The 15,184-nt window shown below is 59.9% G+C and carries 13 protein-coding genes and 2 pseudogenes; 11 read left to right on the top strand and 4 right to left on the bottom strand.

From position 1 onward, the window contains the following. The 6 genes and pseudogenes from GEU01_RS15760 to GEU01_RS15735 all read left to right on the top strand — a co-directional run. Window positions 1-426: pseudogene (locus GEU01_RS15760) on the top strand (IS5-like element IS1031A family transposase); the annotation flags it as partial. Window positions 427-492: 66 nt separating this feature from the next. Beyond that, window positions 493-705 (top strand): annotated as a pseudogene (locus tag GEU01_RS24590) (amidase family protein); the annotation flags it as partial. Window positions 706-772: 67 nt separating this feature from the next. Beyond that, complete coding sequence (locus GEU01_RS15750) at window positions 773-3,073, top strand: TonB-dependent receptor (RefSeq protein WP_019086838.1); 2,301 nt, start codon at window positions 773-775, stop codon at window positions 3,071-3,073. Between the two features lie 43 nt (window positions 3,074-3,116). After that, a complete protein-coding gene (locus GEU01_RS15745) occupies window positions 3,117-3,383 on the top strand; it encodes a hypothetical protein (protein WP_019086837.1) in 267 nt (88 codons plus the stop codon). 3 nt (window positions 3,384-3,386) lie between these two features. Then, window positions 3,387-4,760, top strand: coding sequence for a sodium:solute symporter family protein (locus tag GEU01_RS15740; RefSeq protein WP_019086836.1), 1,374 nt, complete (start codon window positions 3,387-3,389; stop codon window positions 4,758-4,760). A gap of 56 nt (window positions 4,761-4,816) precedes the next feature. Continuing rightward, window positions 4,817-5,938: a P1 family peptidase gene (locus GEU01_RS15735; RefSeq protein ID WP_019086835.1), complete on the top strand. Its 1,122-nt coding sequence runs from the start codon at window positions 4,817-4,819 to the stop codon at window positions 5,936-5,938. 134 nt (window positions 5,939-6,072) lie between these two features. Here GEU01_RS15735 and GEU01_RS15730 read toward each other — a convergent pair whose 3' ends face one another. Beyond that, window positions 6,073-6,963: a diacylglycerol/lipid kinase family protein gene (locus GEU01_RS15730; RefSeq protein WP_019086834.1), complete on the bottom strand. Its 891-nt coding sequence runs from the start codon at window positions 6,961-6,963 to the stop codon at window positions 6,073-6,075. Window positions 6,964-7,439: 476 nt separating this feature from the next. Between GEU01_RS15730 and GEU01_RS15720 the strand changes: the two genes are divergently transcribed. Further along, window positions 7,440-8,810: an amino acid permease gene (locus GEU01_RS15720; RefSeq protein ID WP_019086832.1), complete on the top strand. Its 1,371-nt coding sequence runs from the start codon at window positions 7,440-7,442 to the stop codon at window positions 8,808-8,810. A 90-nt stretch (window positions 8,811-8,900) separates the two neighbouring features. On the opposite strand, the gene arsC is transcribed toward GEU01_RS15720, so the two are convergent. Beyond that, window positions 8,901-9,266 carry an arsenate reductase (glutaredoxin) gene (gene arsC / locus GEU01_RS22995; RefSeq protein WP_019086831.1) on the bottom strand — a complete coding sequence of 122 codons (366 nt, stop codon included), beginning with the start codon at window positions 9,264-9,266 and terminating at the stop codon, window positions 8,901-8,903. A gap of 190 nt (window positions 9,267-9,456) precedes the next feature. On the opposite strand from arsC, the gene trhO reads away from it, so the two are divergent. Together trhO and GEU01_RS15705 are read left to right on the top strand one after the other, a co-directional pair. Beyond that, window positions 9,457-10,485, top strand: coding sequence for an oxygen-dependent tRNA uridine(34) hydroxylase TrhO (trhO, locus tag GEU01_RS15710; RefSeq protein ID WP_232272576.1), 1,029 nt, complete (start codon window positions 9,457-9,459; stop codon window positions 10,483-10,485). A 189-nt stretch (window positions 10,486-10,674) separates the two neighbouring features. Further along, window positions 10,675-12,561 (top strand): ABC transporter ATP-binding protein, encoded by a 1,887-nt coding sequence (locus tag GEU01_RS15705; RefSeq protein WP_019086829.1) that lies wholly within the window; start codon window positions 10,675-10,677, stop codon window positions 12,559-12,561. Between the two features lie 257 nt (window positions 12,562-12,818). On the opposite strand, the gene GEU01_RS15695 is transcribed toward GEU01_RS15705, so the two are convergent. Continuing rightward, window positions 12,819-13,592, bottom strand: coding sequence for an SDR family oxidoreductase (locus tag GEU01_RS15695; protein ID WP_019086827.1), 774 nt, complete (start codon window positions 13,590-13,592; stop codon window positions 12,819-12,821). A 141-nt stretch (window positions 13,593-13,733) separates the two neighbouring features. On the opposite strand from GEU01_RS15695, the gene GEU01_RS15690 reads away from it, so the two are divergent. Continuing rightward, complete coding sequence (locus tag GEU01_RS15690) at window positions 13,734-14,636, top strand: LysR family transcriptional regulator (RefSeq protein WP_019086826.1); 903 nt, start codon at window positions 13,734-13,736, stop codon at window positions 14,634-14,636. Window positions 14,637-14,638: 2 nt separating this feature from the next. Here the strand turns inward: GEU01_RS15690 and GEU01_RS15685 are convergent, their stop codons facing one another. Continuing rightward, complete coding sequence (locus GEU01_RS15685) at window positions 14,639-14,839, bottom strand: hypothetical protein (RefSeq protein WP_019086825.1); 201 nt, start codon at window positions 14,837-14,839, stop codon at window positions 14,639-14,641. 84 nt (window positions 14,840-14,923) lie between these two features. On the opposite strand from GEU01_RS15685, the gene GEU01_RS15680 reads away from it, so the two are divergent. Continuing rightward, window positions 14,924-15,184: helix-turn-helix domain-containing protein (locus GEU01_RS15680; protein WP_026018662.1), on the top strand; the 261-nt coding region annotated here is incomplete at its 3' end.

The following is a 15,184-nucleotide window of genomic DNA, read 5'->3' as shown; positions in this document are numbered from 1 at the left end:
AAGAAGGTCAAGGGCCGCAAGCGCCATATCGTGACTGATACCTGCGGCTTCCTGATCTTTCTCCTCGTTCATGCCGCCGATATCCAGGATCGTGATGGGGCCGTTGATGTCCTGGCGGCAATACGCAGGCGCTTTCCCTGGCTGCGCCACATCTTCGCTGATGGCGGCTATGCTGGCGAGAAATTGCGATCCGCGCTCGCCTCCATGGGAAAATGGACGGTCGAAATCATCAGGCGGTCCGATACGGTGAAAGGCTTTCAGATCCTGCCGCGCCGCTGGGTGGTTGAACGGACATTCGCCTGGCTGGGACGGTGCAGGCGGCTCGCCAAAGATTGGGAACAATCCATTGCGTCCTCAACCGCATGGACATTGATCGCCTCGATCCGCATGCTCACACGACGGACAGCAAGGCATTGTCAAGCTTGAAAAACTTTCGGATCGGGCTATAATGTCAGTTTTCCCGCTGAATATCCTGGGCCGACCAACGACCCGGAACGCTCCTTCGACCACATTGCCTTTACCGTCCCATGGAACATGTCAGAACAGCCCGCCATATCCATTCACTGCGGTTTTTCACACGGCGGGATGCCAATCGGGGCGCAGATCGTAACCCCGCGCTTTGCGGATCTGCAGGCCATCCGGCTGGCGGCCATGTATGAAACGGCGCGTGGCCCCATGCCACGCTGGCCGCTACCCCCATCATGACCAGAGGAAACAGCTTCGTATTGTCGGCAACCGACCTTCCCATAATTTCTGACCAGGCGTGTGTGTAATGAAAAAATATGGAAAGATATCGACGATAGGCCGTGTCGCGGTCCTGTTTACCTGCGCCCTGCCGACCTGTCCCGATGCCTTTGCGGCATCGGTGATGACGAACGAACACAAACCCAAGCCCGCACCGGGCAACCAGAAGGGCAGCGTCCAGGCGGCGATGCAGCCTGAAACCATCCATGTCAGCGGCACCAACGCCCATGCCGAACACCTGCAGCATGTCGGCGGGTCCATCGCGCATCTCAGCCGCGAGGCGCTGATCCAGGCCCATGTCACCACGGTAAATGACCTGCAGCATGTCATACCCAACCTGCAGGTGGAAAACGCCTTCGGTGGTGGACAGCCACAGTTTCACCTGCGTGGCATCGGTTTTTTCGATTACGGATCCAACAATACGCCTGATGTCATGACCTATGTCGATGGGGTGGCCTATCCCATCGGGGTCATGACGCAGGGGGTCATGTTCGATCTTGCGGGCGTTGATGTCGAACGTGGCCCGACGGGCTACACGTCGGGGCGCAGCGTCACGGGTGGCAACATTGAAATGCAGACCGCCGAACCGACCAGGACGCTGAGTGCCGGCATATCCGAAGACATAGCGAACCGCGCACGCAGCAAGACTGACCTTTACGTATCCGGCCCGATTACCAAACGCCTGTCCTACCGCATTTCGGCAGAGACGATCCATGGCGGCGCGTACGAACACAATCGCACAACGGGCGAACATATCGGTGATGCCGACCTGGGCGCCGTGCGCGCCAGGCTGCGGTGGGAAGCAAATGACACGACCCGCATCAACCTGAGCGGTCACTGGGGCATCGACCGTTCGGAATCCACACCGGGTTACCTGATCAATTCGGTGTCAATGCCGAATGGCGGCATCATTCCCGCCGACAGCGACCATTACGCAACCGGGTGGGGCATGTCGCGGCAGTTCGCGAACAGCCTGCGCCTGAACCCCAATGCCAAACCATTCCGCAATAACCAGAGCTGGGGTATCGATATCAACATCCAGAAGGAATTTTCATGGGCGCGCCTGACATCCATCAGTGCATATGAAGTCATGTACCGCCGTGAACTGAACGACTGGGACGGCACGTCGGCAGCGGACGCCGATGAATATTTTGACAGCAACCTGTCGATCTTTTCACAGGAACTGCGTCTTGCCTCGCACGAACGGGGGCCACTGACATGGAATGCCGGCCTGTATTACTTCAAGGAAAACCTGCAGGACGCCATGTATTCCGATTTCAAGGATGCATTCGGCTTCAATACGGAAACACGATACAGCCAGCCGGATCAGGGGTTTTCCGAATTCGCATCCATCACCTACCGTCCCGTTTCCCACATGCGCATAGGCTTTGCCCTGCGGCATGAGAACGAATGGAAGGAACTGAACAACTTCTTTACCCAGACATCCATCGCGACAGGCCCCGCAACGCATTACGACCGTAAGACCGGGATGGATCAGGTTTCGGGCAAGGCGTTCATCGAATATGATATCCGGCCAGATGTCATGGCCTATTTCAATATTCGCCGTGGCGTGAAGGAAGGTGGTTTTTCCGCCTATAACGTCTCCGCACCATCGCAGCTGGCGCCCTTCAAGCCGGAATGGCTGATGGCCTATGAAGTCGGGTTCAAGAGCACGTTCTTCAACCATCGCCTGCGCATCAACGGCGCCGCGTTCAAGTATGACTACCATGACCAGCAGGTGCAGAGCGCAATTGAAGATCCCACGATCGGCGCAATCGGCAAGATCATCAACGCACCGCGTTCCTCGCTGTGGGGGGTGGAGCTTGAAGCACAGGCCGAACCTGTCCGTGGCCTGCACCTGACGCAGAATTTCGGCTATGAACAGGGCCAGTATGAACAGTTCCAGGCGCTGAACATCGCCGCGTCACAGGCCACCGGCGCAAGCGGGAACGGATACCAGACCATAAACAAGAACATGCAGGGGAAGGACATGGGTTTTCCCAAACTGCAGCTGAGTGGATCGGCCAGTTATGACATCCGCCTGCCCGGTGCGCTGCGTGGCTATATACTGACGCCCGAGGCCGATTATTCCTACCGTAGTGAGGAATATGCCGTCATCCTTGGCCCGCTGTATAATATCAAGCCCTATTTCCTGCTTAACACCAGCTTGACGTTTCGGCCAAAAAACGGAAAATGGAGTGTAACCGGTTATGTACAGAATGCACTTAACCGCACCTATGACATGACGCGTAATTTCTTTACAACGTCCAATTTCGGCATTGTCGGGCCGCCGCGTTTCTACGGCGCCCGTATCAGCTATACATACTGATGACATCATAAGGCCATTACCAACAGGACAGGGTGAGACGGGCATGCACGATCAGGACAGACGGGACGACGGCACGCAGGCAGTTCCCGCCATTTCCCTTCCCGCGCTGCTTGCGGGCCTTGTCCTGCCCTTCTGCCTTGTCATCGGGGGTGGCCTGGCCCTGCGGGCGCAAAGGATGGCGGCATTCGGGATTCCCCTTGAAATAATCTGGATGTTCGCATGCTTCATCCTTGTTCCCGCATGCCTGACCATATGCTGGAACCTGCCATCACATGCACGATCTGGCACAGATACAAAACGGGTAGGATAAGGGATGGAAGTTTCCATATTCCTGGCTGTCATTACGGCTTCGGTGCTGATCGCCGTTTATTCACGATATCGCCACGCCGCCCGGAACGCGCGCGATTTCTTTGTGGCGTCGGGTCAGTTCGGGGCGGTCCTCATTTTCTTCCTGACCATTGGTGAAACATACAGTATTGGCAGCGTGCTGGGTTTTCCCGCCGGAATATACACGCAGGGCAGCGGGTTCGGGATGTGGTTCCTGGGGTATATCCTGCTGTCCTATCCGGTGGGTTATTTCCTGAACCCGCGCATATGGACACTGGGACAGCGATATTCGTGCATTACCGTTGCCGATATTTTCCGCAACCATTACGCCAGCCGGACACTGGAAATACTTGTTGTGCTGAATACGGCATTATTCCTTCTTCCGTTTGGTGAAATGCAGTTTGCGGGCCTTATGGTCGTGGTGCGCAGTCTGGGCTGGCATATCCCGGGCATGATGATGACGGGACTGTCCGCGTTACTGACCCTGGTGTGGATATTACTGTCGGGCATACGGGCACCGGCCTATGTTTCCATACTCAAGGATGTGCTGATGGTGGTGGCCATCCTGCTGGGTGGGTATGCGGCCATGCATGCCATGCACTGGCCTGTCGGCGTGCCGGAATTCTCCACTCCCGGTAACGGTGGGCATGGCCTGCCGGGGGGGAATGCCTTTATTGTGTCAACCATCATCCTGCAGTCGATCGGCCTGTGTATCGCACCGCAGACGGTCGCCTTCCTGTTTACTGCAAAATCCCCCCGCACATTGCAGAAAAACCAGATTTTCATGCCGCTTTACATGCTCATGTTTCCGTTCCTGTTCATGATGGCGCTGTATGTCCGGACATCGGGCGCGACACCTGCGTCACCCAATGATGTCTTCATGGTCGCGGTCTGCGCCACCCTGCCCGGCTGGGCGCGTGGACTGGTGGCGGGGGGATGCGCGTTATCGGCGCTGGTGATCCTGGCGGGGGTCTGTCTGGCGCTGGGACCGCTGGTTTCGCGCAATCTCATGCCCGGCCACTCGGATCGTACGCAGAAAATCGGGGCGCAGGTCACCATCGCCATCTATCTTGTGGTTTCGGTGCTGGGCGGCGCGTCCCTGTCGGGCCTGATGGTCATGCTAAACAACCTGTATTATATCGGTGTTACCCAGCTGGCGCCGGGCATTATCGTCGCCCTTCTTGATCGCAAGGTACCGGCCATTCCCATTATTGCCGGACTGTTATGTGGCGATCTGGTCGGGATGAGCCTGTTTTTCCTTCATGTCATGCCAGCGGGGCTGAACCCCGGCATGATCGGGCTGATCATCAATGCACTGGTCATATGGGCAGGCATATCACGTGCCCCGCGGATCGCATGAGATATCCACGACCCCCATCATGACATACAAGAACAGAATTCTATTATTTAAAGGTAATGAACGTGCATAGACGCCAACTGATCAAGGCCATGATGGCCACCGGCGGCATGGCGGTTGCACCCCGTGCCGTTTCTGCAGCCAGCCCCGTGCGCATTGGCGCACCAGGCAGGCTGAACCTGATGACGGATGTTGCGGGCCTGAAAATCGGGCTGGCCGATGATCCGGGTGCCTATACCGGTGTTACGGTCATCCTGCCTGACCAGCGCGCGGCCTGTGCAGTGGATGTGCGTGGCGGCGGCCCCGGCACGCGTGAGACGGATGCGCTGGCTGCGGGGAACCTGGTCCGCAGCGTTGACGCCATCGTCCTGTCCGGTGGTTCGGTCTACGGCCTGGCGACGGCGGATGGCGTGGCAGGCTGGCTGGGCGCGCAGGGGCGTGGCTTCTCGCTCATTCCCAAAAATGGCGTGCCCCCTTCCCCCATCGTGCCCACGGCCGTGCTGTATGACCTTGCCAATGGCGGGAACAAGCAGTGGGGTACCAATCCCCCCTATCGCCGGTTGGGGGAACAGGCGGTCCGCCATGCCAGGACCGGGCCGTTTGCACTGGGCACGGCAGGCGGCGGGTATGGCGCGGGTGCGGGCAGCCTGAAGGGGGGCCTGGGCTCGGCCTCGTTCCGGACGGGCGATGGCATGACCGTTGGCGCGCTGGTCTGTGTCAACAGCCTTGGTTCGGTCGTGGTGCCGGGCACGCGCAATTTCTGGGCGGGAGCGCTGGAAATCGACAATGAATTCGGTGGGCTGGGCGCGTCATCGCGTTCGGTCTATGGTGAAGACTGGGGCGAGGCCAAACTGAACCCCGGCGCGCGCGCCAATACCACCATTGCCTGCATTGCCGTGGACGTACGGCTGGATGCGGATGAACTCAAGCGCGTGGCGATGATGGCGCAGGACGGGCTTGCCCGCGCAATCCGTCCCATCCATTCACCGTTTGACGGGGATGTAGTCTTTGCCCTTTCAACCGCGCAGAAGGAAATACCCGGCCAGAACCGCGAACTGATCATTGCCCGACTGGGATCCGTCGCAGCCGACACCCTTGCCCGCGCCGTCGCACGTGGTGTGTATGCGGCGACCCTTCCCCATCACCGGACAGGCAGGACATGGCATGACCTGCCTGCCTGAAGTGGCCATGAACGAGACGGCCTTCAAATCATTTGATGAAGCCTGTAGAAAAAAGCTTCATCAAACGCCGCCTTTTTGAACAAAGGCGGCACCCGGAAACTTTTACTATTCCCAATAAACCCAGATTATTCCTGTTATACCGCGATACGCAGGGCACGATCGGGCATGTCGATCCGTATGGGTGTAAGACCGCGCGCATCCCCGTCACTTTGCACGGGCATGTTGCGTGGGGTGTTGATTTCAACTGTCTTCGCCGTCAGGATCGTGACATCCTTCTGACGTGACAGGTTTCCACGCAGCAGCGCGATGGCGTAGCGGATACTGTTGCCAATGCCCGCCGCGCCAAACAGGACAACCGAAAACTGCCTGCTTTCCTGCATGGACCGGGGCGTCAGGATATATTTCCCGGCATATAACGCACCTTTTGAGACAATGACCGATGCTGCCGTGTGGGACACGCCATCAACACAGACGGTCATGGTCGGGAAAGTATATTTCCACAACGAACCCAGTGTCGCCAGCACATAGGCCGCACGCCCGGTCGCCTTTTTCAGGCGGGTTGACACGGCATGCACTACATGCGCATCAAAGCCAACGCCAACCATCTGCACGAACAGACACGCCCCTTCGCTGGACCGCAGGCATCCGGGCCAGATAACGGTGCACGCACCGCCTGCGATATTGCGGGCATTACTGGCGTCATCAAACGGCACGCGCAGTTCCCGGGCCAGCACGTTTGCCGTGCCGACAGGCAGAATGCCCAGCATGATACCGGATCCCGCCATACTCTCGGCCACCTCGGCCACGGTACCGTCCCCCCCTGCGGCAACGATATGGGTACAGGCCCGTTCCTGCACCGCCATGCGTGCAAGGACCGTGGCATGTCCCCGGTATCGGGTGGACACGATCTGCGCCTGCATGCCCGCCTGCTGCAACAGCCGGACAAAGCGCACGACACGCCCCATGCGACGACGCCCGGCAGTCGGGTTCATGATAATGATCGCTTTTGCATTCTGATCGGGCATGGGGCGTATCTTCTGGAAATTCCTGAAATCTGTCAAAAGGCAATAATATGATCGGAGTGTTTACAATCCATTCCCGCCAATAGCCATGGCGAATATGATTTCGCCGGATTATTTTATGAATTTTCGTTTATTTATTTGTATTAATTGAAACATTTCTTTATGAAGATATGAAATCACTCTCTTTAATATTTAAAACAAGTGCCCCGCCATATCCTGCCCGGATACCATGCCCCTTTACATAACCCGCGTGTTCCTGTCCTATGTTAAGGATGAAACTGAAACGATATCAGTATGCTGCCTGCATTTCCGCCCGGCAGGCATGATGAATGCCCCCTGGCGTCACGATGTCCGCATCAGGAACTGCCCGTTCCGGCCGGACCGGGGCCGGACCATGTGGGCATAGCCACCCGTGGACACGGCGGCAGGCAACATTCTTCATATCACGCTCCCTTGCCATTCAGGAAATAACACACGGCATGTCTGACACGACTGGCACACACCAGCCGCCTACCCGGCCTGTTTCCACCCTGAAGCAACGCCACATCATCATGATCGCGCTGGGCGGCGCGATCGGGGCCGGCCTGTTTGTAGGCAGCAGCGCCGCCATTGCAGCGGCGGGACCGGCGGCAATGCTGGCGTTTGTCGCGGTGGGCCTGCTGGTCATGCTGGTCATGCGCATGCTGGGCGAAATGGTGACCGCCAGCCCCGGCCACGGATCGTTCGTGGAATATATCCGCATGGCCCATGGCAACGGGGCGGCCTTCACGACGGGATGGCTGTACTGGTTCTTCTGGCTCGTGGCCCTGGGCAGCGAGGCCATAGCCGGGGCCATCCTGCTTCATGACTGGATCAACCTGCCGGTCTGGGTGCTGGCGACGACGCTGATCGTGGTGCTGAACCTGATCAATCTTGCGGCTGTTCACATATTCGGGGAATGCGAATTCTGGCTTTCGCTGATCAAGGTGGTCAGCATCGTGCTGTTCATCGGGGCGGGCGGGCTGTATGTCGCCCATGTATTTGGCCCCGGTGTGCCGGTCGCCCGGAACGTGCTGGGCCATGGCGGTATGTTCCCGCATGGGATGACAGCGATGATTTCCATCATTCCCACCGTCCTGTTCACCATGATCGGATCTGAAATCGCGACGGTTGCGGCGGGCGAGTCAGCCGAGCCCGCGCGGAATGTAGCCCATGTCACCCGCAGTCTGGGCACGCGCATCACGTTATTCTACAGCCTGTCCATCGCGCTGATCCTGATGATCGTGCCGTGGACGGATATCGTGCCCGGTCATTCGCCCTTTGTCGCCGCCATGCAGGCCATGGGCATTCCGGGGGCGGCCACATGCATGCAGGTCGTGGTACTGACGGCGGTGCTGTCGTGCATGAATTCCAGCCTGTACATCACGTCGCGCATCCTGGCCGAACTGGCCCGCCATGGTGATGCGCCCGCCCTGCTGCAACGCCATGGACGGCAGCATACGCCGGTCAACGCCATCATGGCCAATTCGCTGGCCGGGGGCGTGGTGGCATTTTCGTCCATTCTTGCACCGGGCACGGTATTCGCCTTCCTGCTCAGCTGCAGCGGCGGTGTGATCCTGCTGGTCTATTCGCTGATTGTCACATCCTACATGGTCCTGCGCCGACGGGCATCCGGGGCGGTGCGGCAGTCATTTTTCCAGCTGCCCTTTTTTCCGACGGTCAATCTGGCGACGCTGGGTGGTGTGATCATCATTTTCGTGGCCATGCTGGTCAATGACACGCAGCGCATGACCGCCGTGGCCAGCCTTGGCACAACCGTGTTCTTTATCGTGATCCATGCCGCGCGCAGCAGGATACGCCCCAAAATGTAACGAAAGTTTTTGGGGTATCGCCTTTCGTTCAAAAAGGCGACGTTTCCCGAAGCTTTTTGGGAAAAACGCCTTCATGACCTGAAACAGCCATCAGGCCAGACGGGCCTGTGGCAGGATTTCAAACAGGGTTTCCTTGGGCCGGCAGGGTCGCGCCGCCTGACCGGTCATGACCACAGGGCGATTGAGCAGTACCGGATGGGCGGCGATGGCACCCAGTATGTCCCCATCCGCAAGCGTCGGATCATCCAGACCCAGTTCCACATAGGGCGTGCCACGCTGGCGCAGCAGATCACGCACCGGCACCACCAGCCGGCTTGCCAGCACATCCAGATCGGCACGGGTCGGTGGCGTTTTCAGGTATTCCACCACGACCGGCTCGATCCCGGCCGCACGGATCATGGCCAGCACGTTGCGCGACGTGCCACAGGCAGGGTTATGGTACAGGGTGACGGTCATCCATGGTTTTCCCATATGGTCAGTCAATACGCGCATATATAAGCACGTCCCGCCCCTGATTGCAGCCTGTTGCCTGACATCGTGCATTCATATGGAATTTCCGCTATGACTGCGCTGATTGCGTGTCCGGGCAACCGGGCATGTCCAGTTTGACTTACGGACTTTCGTCAGCAGTCCCCTTATGAAGCGCATGGTTGCCATTGTGACAGATTCTTCCCCTTCCACTGCCCACACCACGACAGCAGCCACGCTGCCCGTTCGTGTGGCGGCACTCTATCACTTCACACCCTTCGCGGATTGTGCCGCCGTGCGTACCCGACTGCTCGATGCCTGCCATGAACTGGGTATTCGAGGCATCCTGCTAGTGGCGCACGAAGGCATAAACGGCACCATTGCCGGGACGGATGACGCGATCGGGCGTATTCTGGACGTCATCCGCGCCCTGCCCGGCTGTAATGATCTGGAAGTCAAGTTTTCCCGTGCGCCCGCTCTGCCCTTCCACCGCATGAAAGTGCGCATAAAGCGTGAAATCGTGACCATGGGGGTCGAAGGACTGGACCCGCGCCGGGATGTCGGCCGCTACGTCGCGCCCGATGAATGGAATGCCCTGATTTCCGATCCGGACACCATCGTGATCGACACGCGCAATGATTATGAGGTCGCAATCGGCACCTTCCGCGGCGCCATTGACCCCGGCACGCGCACGTTCCGGGAATTCCCGCAATGGTTCCGCGACCGGCGGCACGACCTGCTGGAACAGGGGCGCACGCCAAAGATCGCCATGTTCTGCACCGGCGGCATACGGTGTGAAAAGGCAACTGCCTTCGTCCGCGCCGAAGGGGTGGAAGACGTGTTCCACCTGCAGGGTGGAATCCTGAAATACCTGGAAACCGTGCCGCAGGATGAAAGCCTGTGGGATGGCGAATGTTTCGTGTTTGACCAGCGCGTCAGCGTGGGCCACGGGTTGAAACCCGGCACATTCGACATCTGCCATGCCTGCCGCACTCCCCTGAGCGAAGCGGACCGCGCCAGCCCGGACTACGTGGAAGGCATAAGCTGCCCCCACTGCACCGACCAGCGCACCGAAGCCCAGCGCCGGCGTTACGCGGAACGTGAACGCCAGATCCAGCTTGCGGTGCAGAAGGGCACGCATCATCTGGGCCTGCCCACCCCATGCACGCAACGCGGCGCCACGACCGGTAACGATCCCGACGCATGACCATCCGGGCCAACCGGCCCGACAGGACATGGTGTGCGATCCAGACCGGCTCTCCTCCACCGACACGGCTGCCCGGCAGGGGAGGTTTCCCCCGCATCACGGCGGCAATGCCGGACCACCCGTGATAGGGCATGGATAAGCCGGCCTGCCGCACGGTACCTTCCCCATCCCTGCCGGAGCCATTCCTGATTGAGCGCAGAACCTGACAGCCCGGATCATCGTAATCCGTCCGCCCCATCGTGGCGTGCGCGACTGGCCGCGCGCTTCGGGGTTTACGGGCATGTGCCGCGCATGTTCCGCCAGATATGGAAATGCAGTCCGGCCCTGACACTGGCCAGTATCGCGCTGCGACTGGTACAGGCCATCCAGCCGCCACTGGCGCTGTATGTCGGCAAGCTGATTGTGGATGAGGTCATCCGCACCAGCGCCCATGCCGCCCCGTCAGGTTCCCTACCGGACTGGCTGCTGCATGGGCCAGCCACCCGGCTGGAGGTCTGGATTGCGCTGGAATTCGCCCTGATCATCCTGTCGGACCTGATATCCCGCGCGATCGTGCTGGTCGATGGGTTGCTGAACGAACGATATATCAATTCCGTCAGCCTCGCCCTGATGGGCCATTCCGCGACACTGGACCTGCAGCAGTTTGAATCCAGCGCCCTGCAGGACCTGCTGGAACGCGCACGCCGCCAGGCATCGGGCCGCAACAACCTGCTGGTGCAAGTGTTCAACATTGCCCAGACCGCCGTGACCGCACTGACGCTTGCGATTGGTGTCGTGGCGTTCGCACCGTGGATGGTCGTGGTGCTGGTCATCGCCCTGCTGCCGTCGGCGGCGGGCGAAGCGCATTTCAATGCCGAAGGCTACCGCCTGATCCGGGCCAAGACGGCCGAACGGCGTGAAATGGAATATCTGCGCCATGTTGGCGCCAGCGCCGAACATGCCAAGGAACTCAAGCTGTTCGGGCTGGGGGATTTCCTGGTAGGCCGCTTCCGCACCGCCGCCGCAACCGTGCTGGAACAGAACCGCAGGCTGGCCATGCGCCGCTTTGTCTGGAGCGGGGCCTTCGCGGCGATCGGGTCGGTCGCCTATTACGGCGTCTATCTGGTCATTGTGTGGGATACGGTACGCGGCCGGTTTACGGTGGGGGACCTGACATTCCTGTCGGGATCGTTCCTGCGGCTGCATTCGGTGCTGTCCAGCCTGCTGCTGGGCATTACACAGACTGCCAGCCAGGCGCAGTACCTCAATGATTTCTTCGCCTTCCTTGACCTCCGTCCATCCATCGTATCGCCGGTGGCGGCCCGGCCCTTTCCGTCACCGATAAGACAGGGCATCCGCTTCGAAAACGTGGGCTTCCGCTATCCCGGCACGGACCGCTGGGCCATCCGGCATCTGGACCTGAACATTGGCGCGGGGGAAACCGTGGCGCTGGTGGGGGAAAACGGGGCGGGCAAGACCACCATCGTCAAGCTGCTGACACGCCTGTATGACCCCGACGAAGGCCAGATCACGGTGGATGGCGTGCCCCTGCATGACATGGACCTGGCGGATCTGCGCGCGCATATTGGTGTCATATTCCAGGATTTTGTCCGCTACAGCCTGACCGCGTCGGAGAACATCGCCGTGGGCCGGATCACGGCCCTTGCCGACACGCAGCGGATCGGGGCTGCGGCGCATGAGGGACTGGCTGATGATGTCGTGGCCAGACTGCCCATGGGATATGACCAGCCACTGGGCAAGCGCGTGGCGAACGGGCGGGAACTGTCCGGCGGGGAATGGCAGAAAATCGCCATATCCCGTGCCTATATGCGCGACGCCGACCTGCTGATACTTGATGAACCCACCGCCGCGCTGGATGCGCGTGCGGAATCAGACGTGTTCGAACGCCTGCGCGCGCTACGGCATGGCAAGGCGGCACTGGTGATTTCCCACCGCTTTTCCACCGTGCGCACGGCGGACCGGATTGTCGTGCTGGAACATGGTCACGTCCTGCAGGCCGGTACACATGAACAACTGCTGGCCCAGGGCGGCCGGTATGCGGAACTGTTCGAACTGCAGGCCGCCGGATATCAATAAATATCTGTTTTAAAAAACTTGTTTATAAAAAAGACAAAAGTTTCCGGGCTGGTTTTTTCAAACAGCCGCTTGGTGCCTTGCTGTGATAGCCGCCTGTCCAGCATATCGGACATAACGACCCGGCACCCCGGAACAGACATTCCCGCTACCCACGCGCGCTGGCCCTTCCCTGCCTGCTGCCCCGAAGAAGCAGGCAGGATCAGGTCAGGAAAGCACGCGTGGGCTAACGGCGGGGGGCACCTGTTGAAACTGATTGCCTACTTCGTGGTGTAGCCACCATTGATCAGGGTGGTCTGTCCGGTCATCCACCACCCGTCGGATACGAGGAATCGGACATGGGGGGCGATGTCCTCGATTTCGGTCAGGCCCGTCCTACTGAACGGTGACAGGGCGGCGGCCGATTTGTGGTAAGCCACGGCTTCCGGCGCTTCCTGCCCGTAGAAGAAAGGCGTGTCCATCGGCCCCGGCCCGATGGCGTTGACCGATATGCCACGCGCGCCATATTCCTTGGACGCGGCACGGGTAAAGTGTTCCACCGCCGCCTTGGACCCGGCATAGGTGGAATAGAATGGTGTATAGGCCCCAAGCAGCGAGGTAACGATGGTCAGCAGCTTGCCGTGGTCGTTAAGGTGAATGCCCGCTTCCTTGATGAAGAAATACGCAACGCGCGTGTTGATCGCGAACATGGAATCAAATTCGGCCTCACTGGTGTCGGCAATCGGTTTTTTCAGCACCTTGCCCACCGTGTTGATGGCGATGTCGGGCCGACCTATGGCCGCAACCGTATCGGCAAACAGTCCGGCCACCGCGCCATCGCGCGTCAGGTCCGCCTGAAATGCAACGGCATTGACGCCTGCGGCCTTCAGATCGGCAAGAGTCTTTTCCGCCTCGGGTCGGGTCGCGTCGCTGTTGTAATGGATGGCGATGGCCTTCGCGCCATGTGCCGCAAGGTCACGCGCGATCAGGCCGCCGAGGTTCTTTGCCCCGCCTGCGATCAGGACAGTCTTACCCTTGATGCTATGATCAGCCATATCCAGCCTCCATTCATACTGCGCGAACCTGTGCCGCGCTGTTCATGCCTGTAAGTTATCAGTTAAAATCGGGACATAAAGTTCCCTTTCCTGACAACACATGTCAGAAAACACGAACAAACCTGCAGCCTGACGGTGACAATGGTGGACCGTATCGACCTTTTCCGCATTTTCGCCCGCGTGGTGGAGACCGCCAGCTTCACCCGGGCCGCGGATACGCTCAAGATGCCCCGTTCCACGGTTTCCACCGCCGTGCAGGAACTTGAATCCCGGCTGGGCACACGACTTCTGGCCCGCACCACACGCTCCGTCGCCCCCACACCGGACGGGATGGCATTTTATGACCACTGCGTGCGGCTGGTGGCGGATGTGGAGGAAGCCGAGGCCCTGTTCCGCCATGACCGCAGCAACCCGCGCGGACTGCTGCGCGTGGACATGCCCGGACGGATCGGCCGCCTGCTGGTCGCCCCGGCGCTGCCAGAATTTCTGGACCGCTACCCTGAAATCGAGATCGAACTGGGTGTCACCGACCGTGCCATCAATCTGATCGAAGACGGGATCGATTGCGTGCTGCGTGTCGGCCCCCTGTCCGATTCCGGGCTGATCGCACGCCGGATGGGGGAACTGGCCTTCATGAACGTGGCCAGTCCCGCCTACCTTGCCCGCCATGGCGTGCCCCACAGCCCTGCCGACCTGCCGGGTCATGAAGCGGTGCGCTATGCCTCGCCTTCCAACGGGCGGGTGGAGGAATGGGAATGGATGGAAGGCGACAGGATACGGACCATCGCCCTGCCCGGTCGGGTCAGCGTCAACAGTGCCGAAGCCCTTGTGGCCTGCTGCCTGGCCGGTCTTGGGCTGATACAGGTCCCGGCCTATGACGTGCGCCACCATGTCGCAGCGGGCGAACTGGTGGAAGTCATGCCCCTTTACCGGGCGGAACCCATGCCCATGGCGCTGCTCTATCCCCACCGCAAGCACCTGTCGCGCCGCCTGCAGGTCTTTGCCGAATGGCTGGAGGGCGTGATGGCGCAGGCGATCGGATAGGGTCAGATCAGGCCGCCTTCCGCCGTCATCTGCTGCAGGTCCAGTTCATGTTCAAGCTGGTGCAGGACGGCATCATGGATTTCCCCGCTGCGGTGCAGGCGCAGCAGTTCGGCGCGGCCTGCGTCAATGGTCGCCAGCAGCGCCCTGTAATGCGCATCCTTGCGTCCCTGCAGCGCCTGCTGTTCATGACTGATACCAACCATTGTTTGGCCTGACTCACGGGGTACCCATCGGTTTAAAAATGTGATTCATAGGATGCAGACCATTCTCTGAAGGAGGCATTCTGGATGGGCAGCCCTCTATCCCTGCGTGACGATCATGATAGTTCGGAGTTGCGACGCCTTGCGCGCAGAAGCCGGCATGCGGGTCAGTCGCGTCGCCTGTTGGCGCTTGCGGCGATTTATGATGGCGCCTCGCGCGGCGAGGCGGCCCTGCTTGCGGGGACAGACCGCCAGAGTATCCGTGACTGGGTGCTGCGTTTCAATGCGGATGGCCCGGATGGCCTTGTGGATCGTCATGGCGGGGGACAGAAAGCCCGCCTGACACAG

The sequence above is a fragment of the Komagataeibacter europaeus LMG 18890 genome, assembly GCF_000285295.1.
GTDB classification, from domain to species: domain Bacteria; phylum Pseudomonadota; class Alphaproteobacteria; order Acetobacterales; family Acetobacteraceae; genus Komagataeibacter; species Komagataeibacter europaeus.
This window is presented reverse-complemented; position numbering and strand designations above follow the sequence as displayed.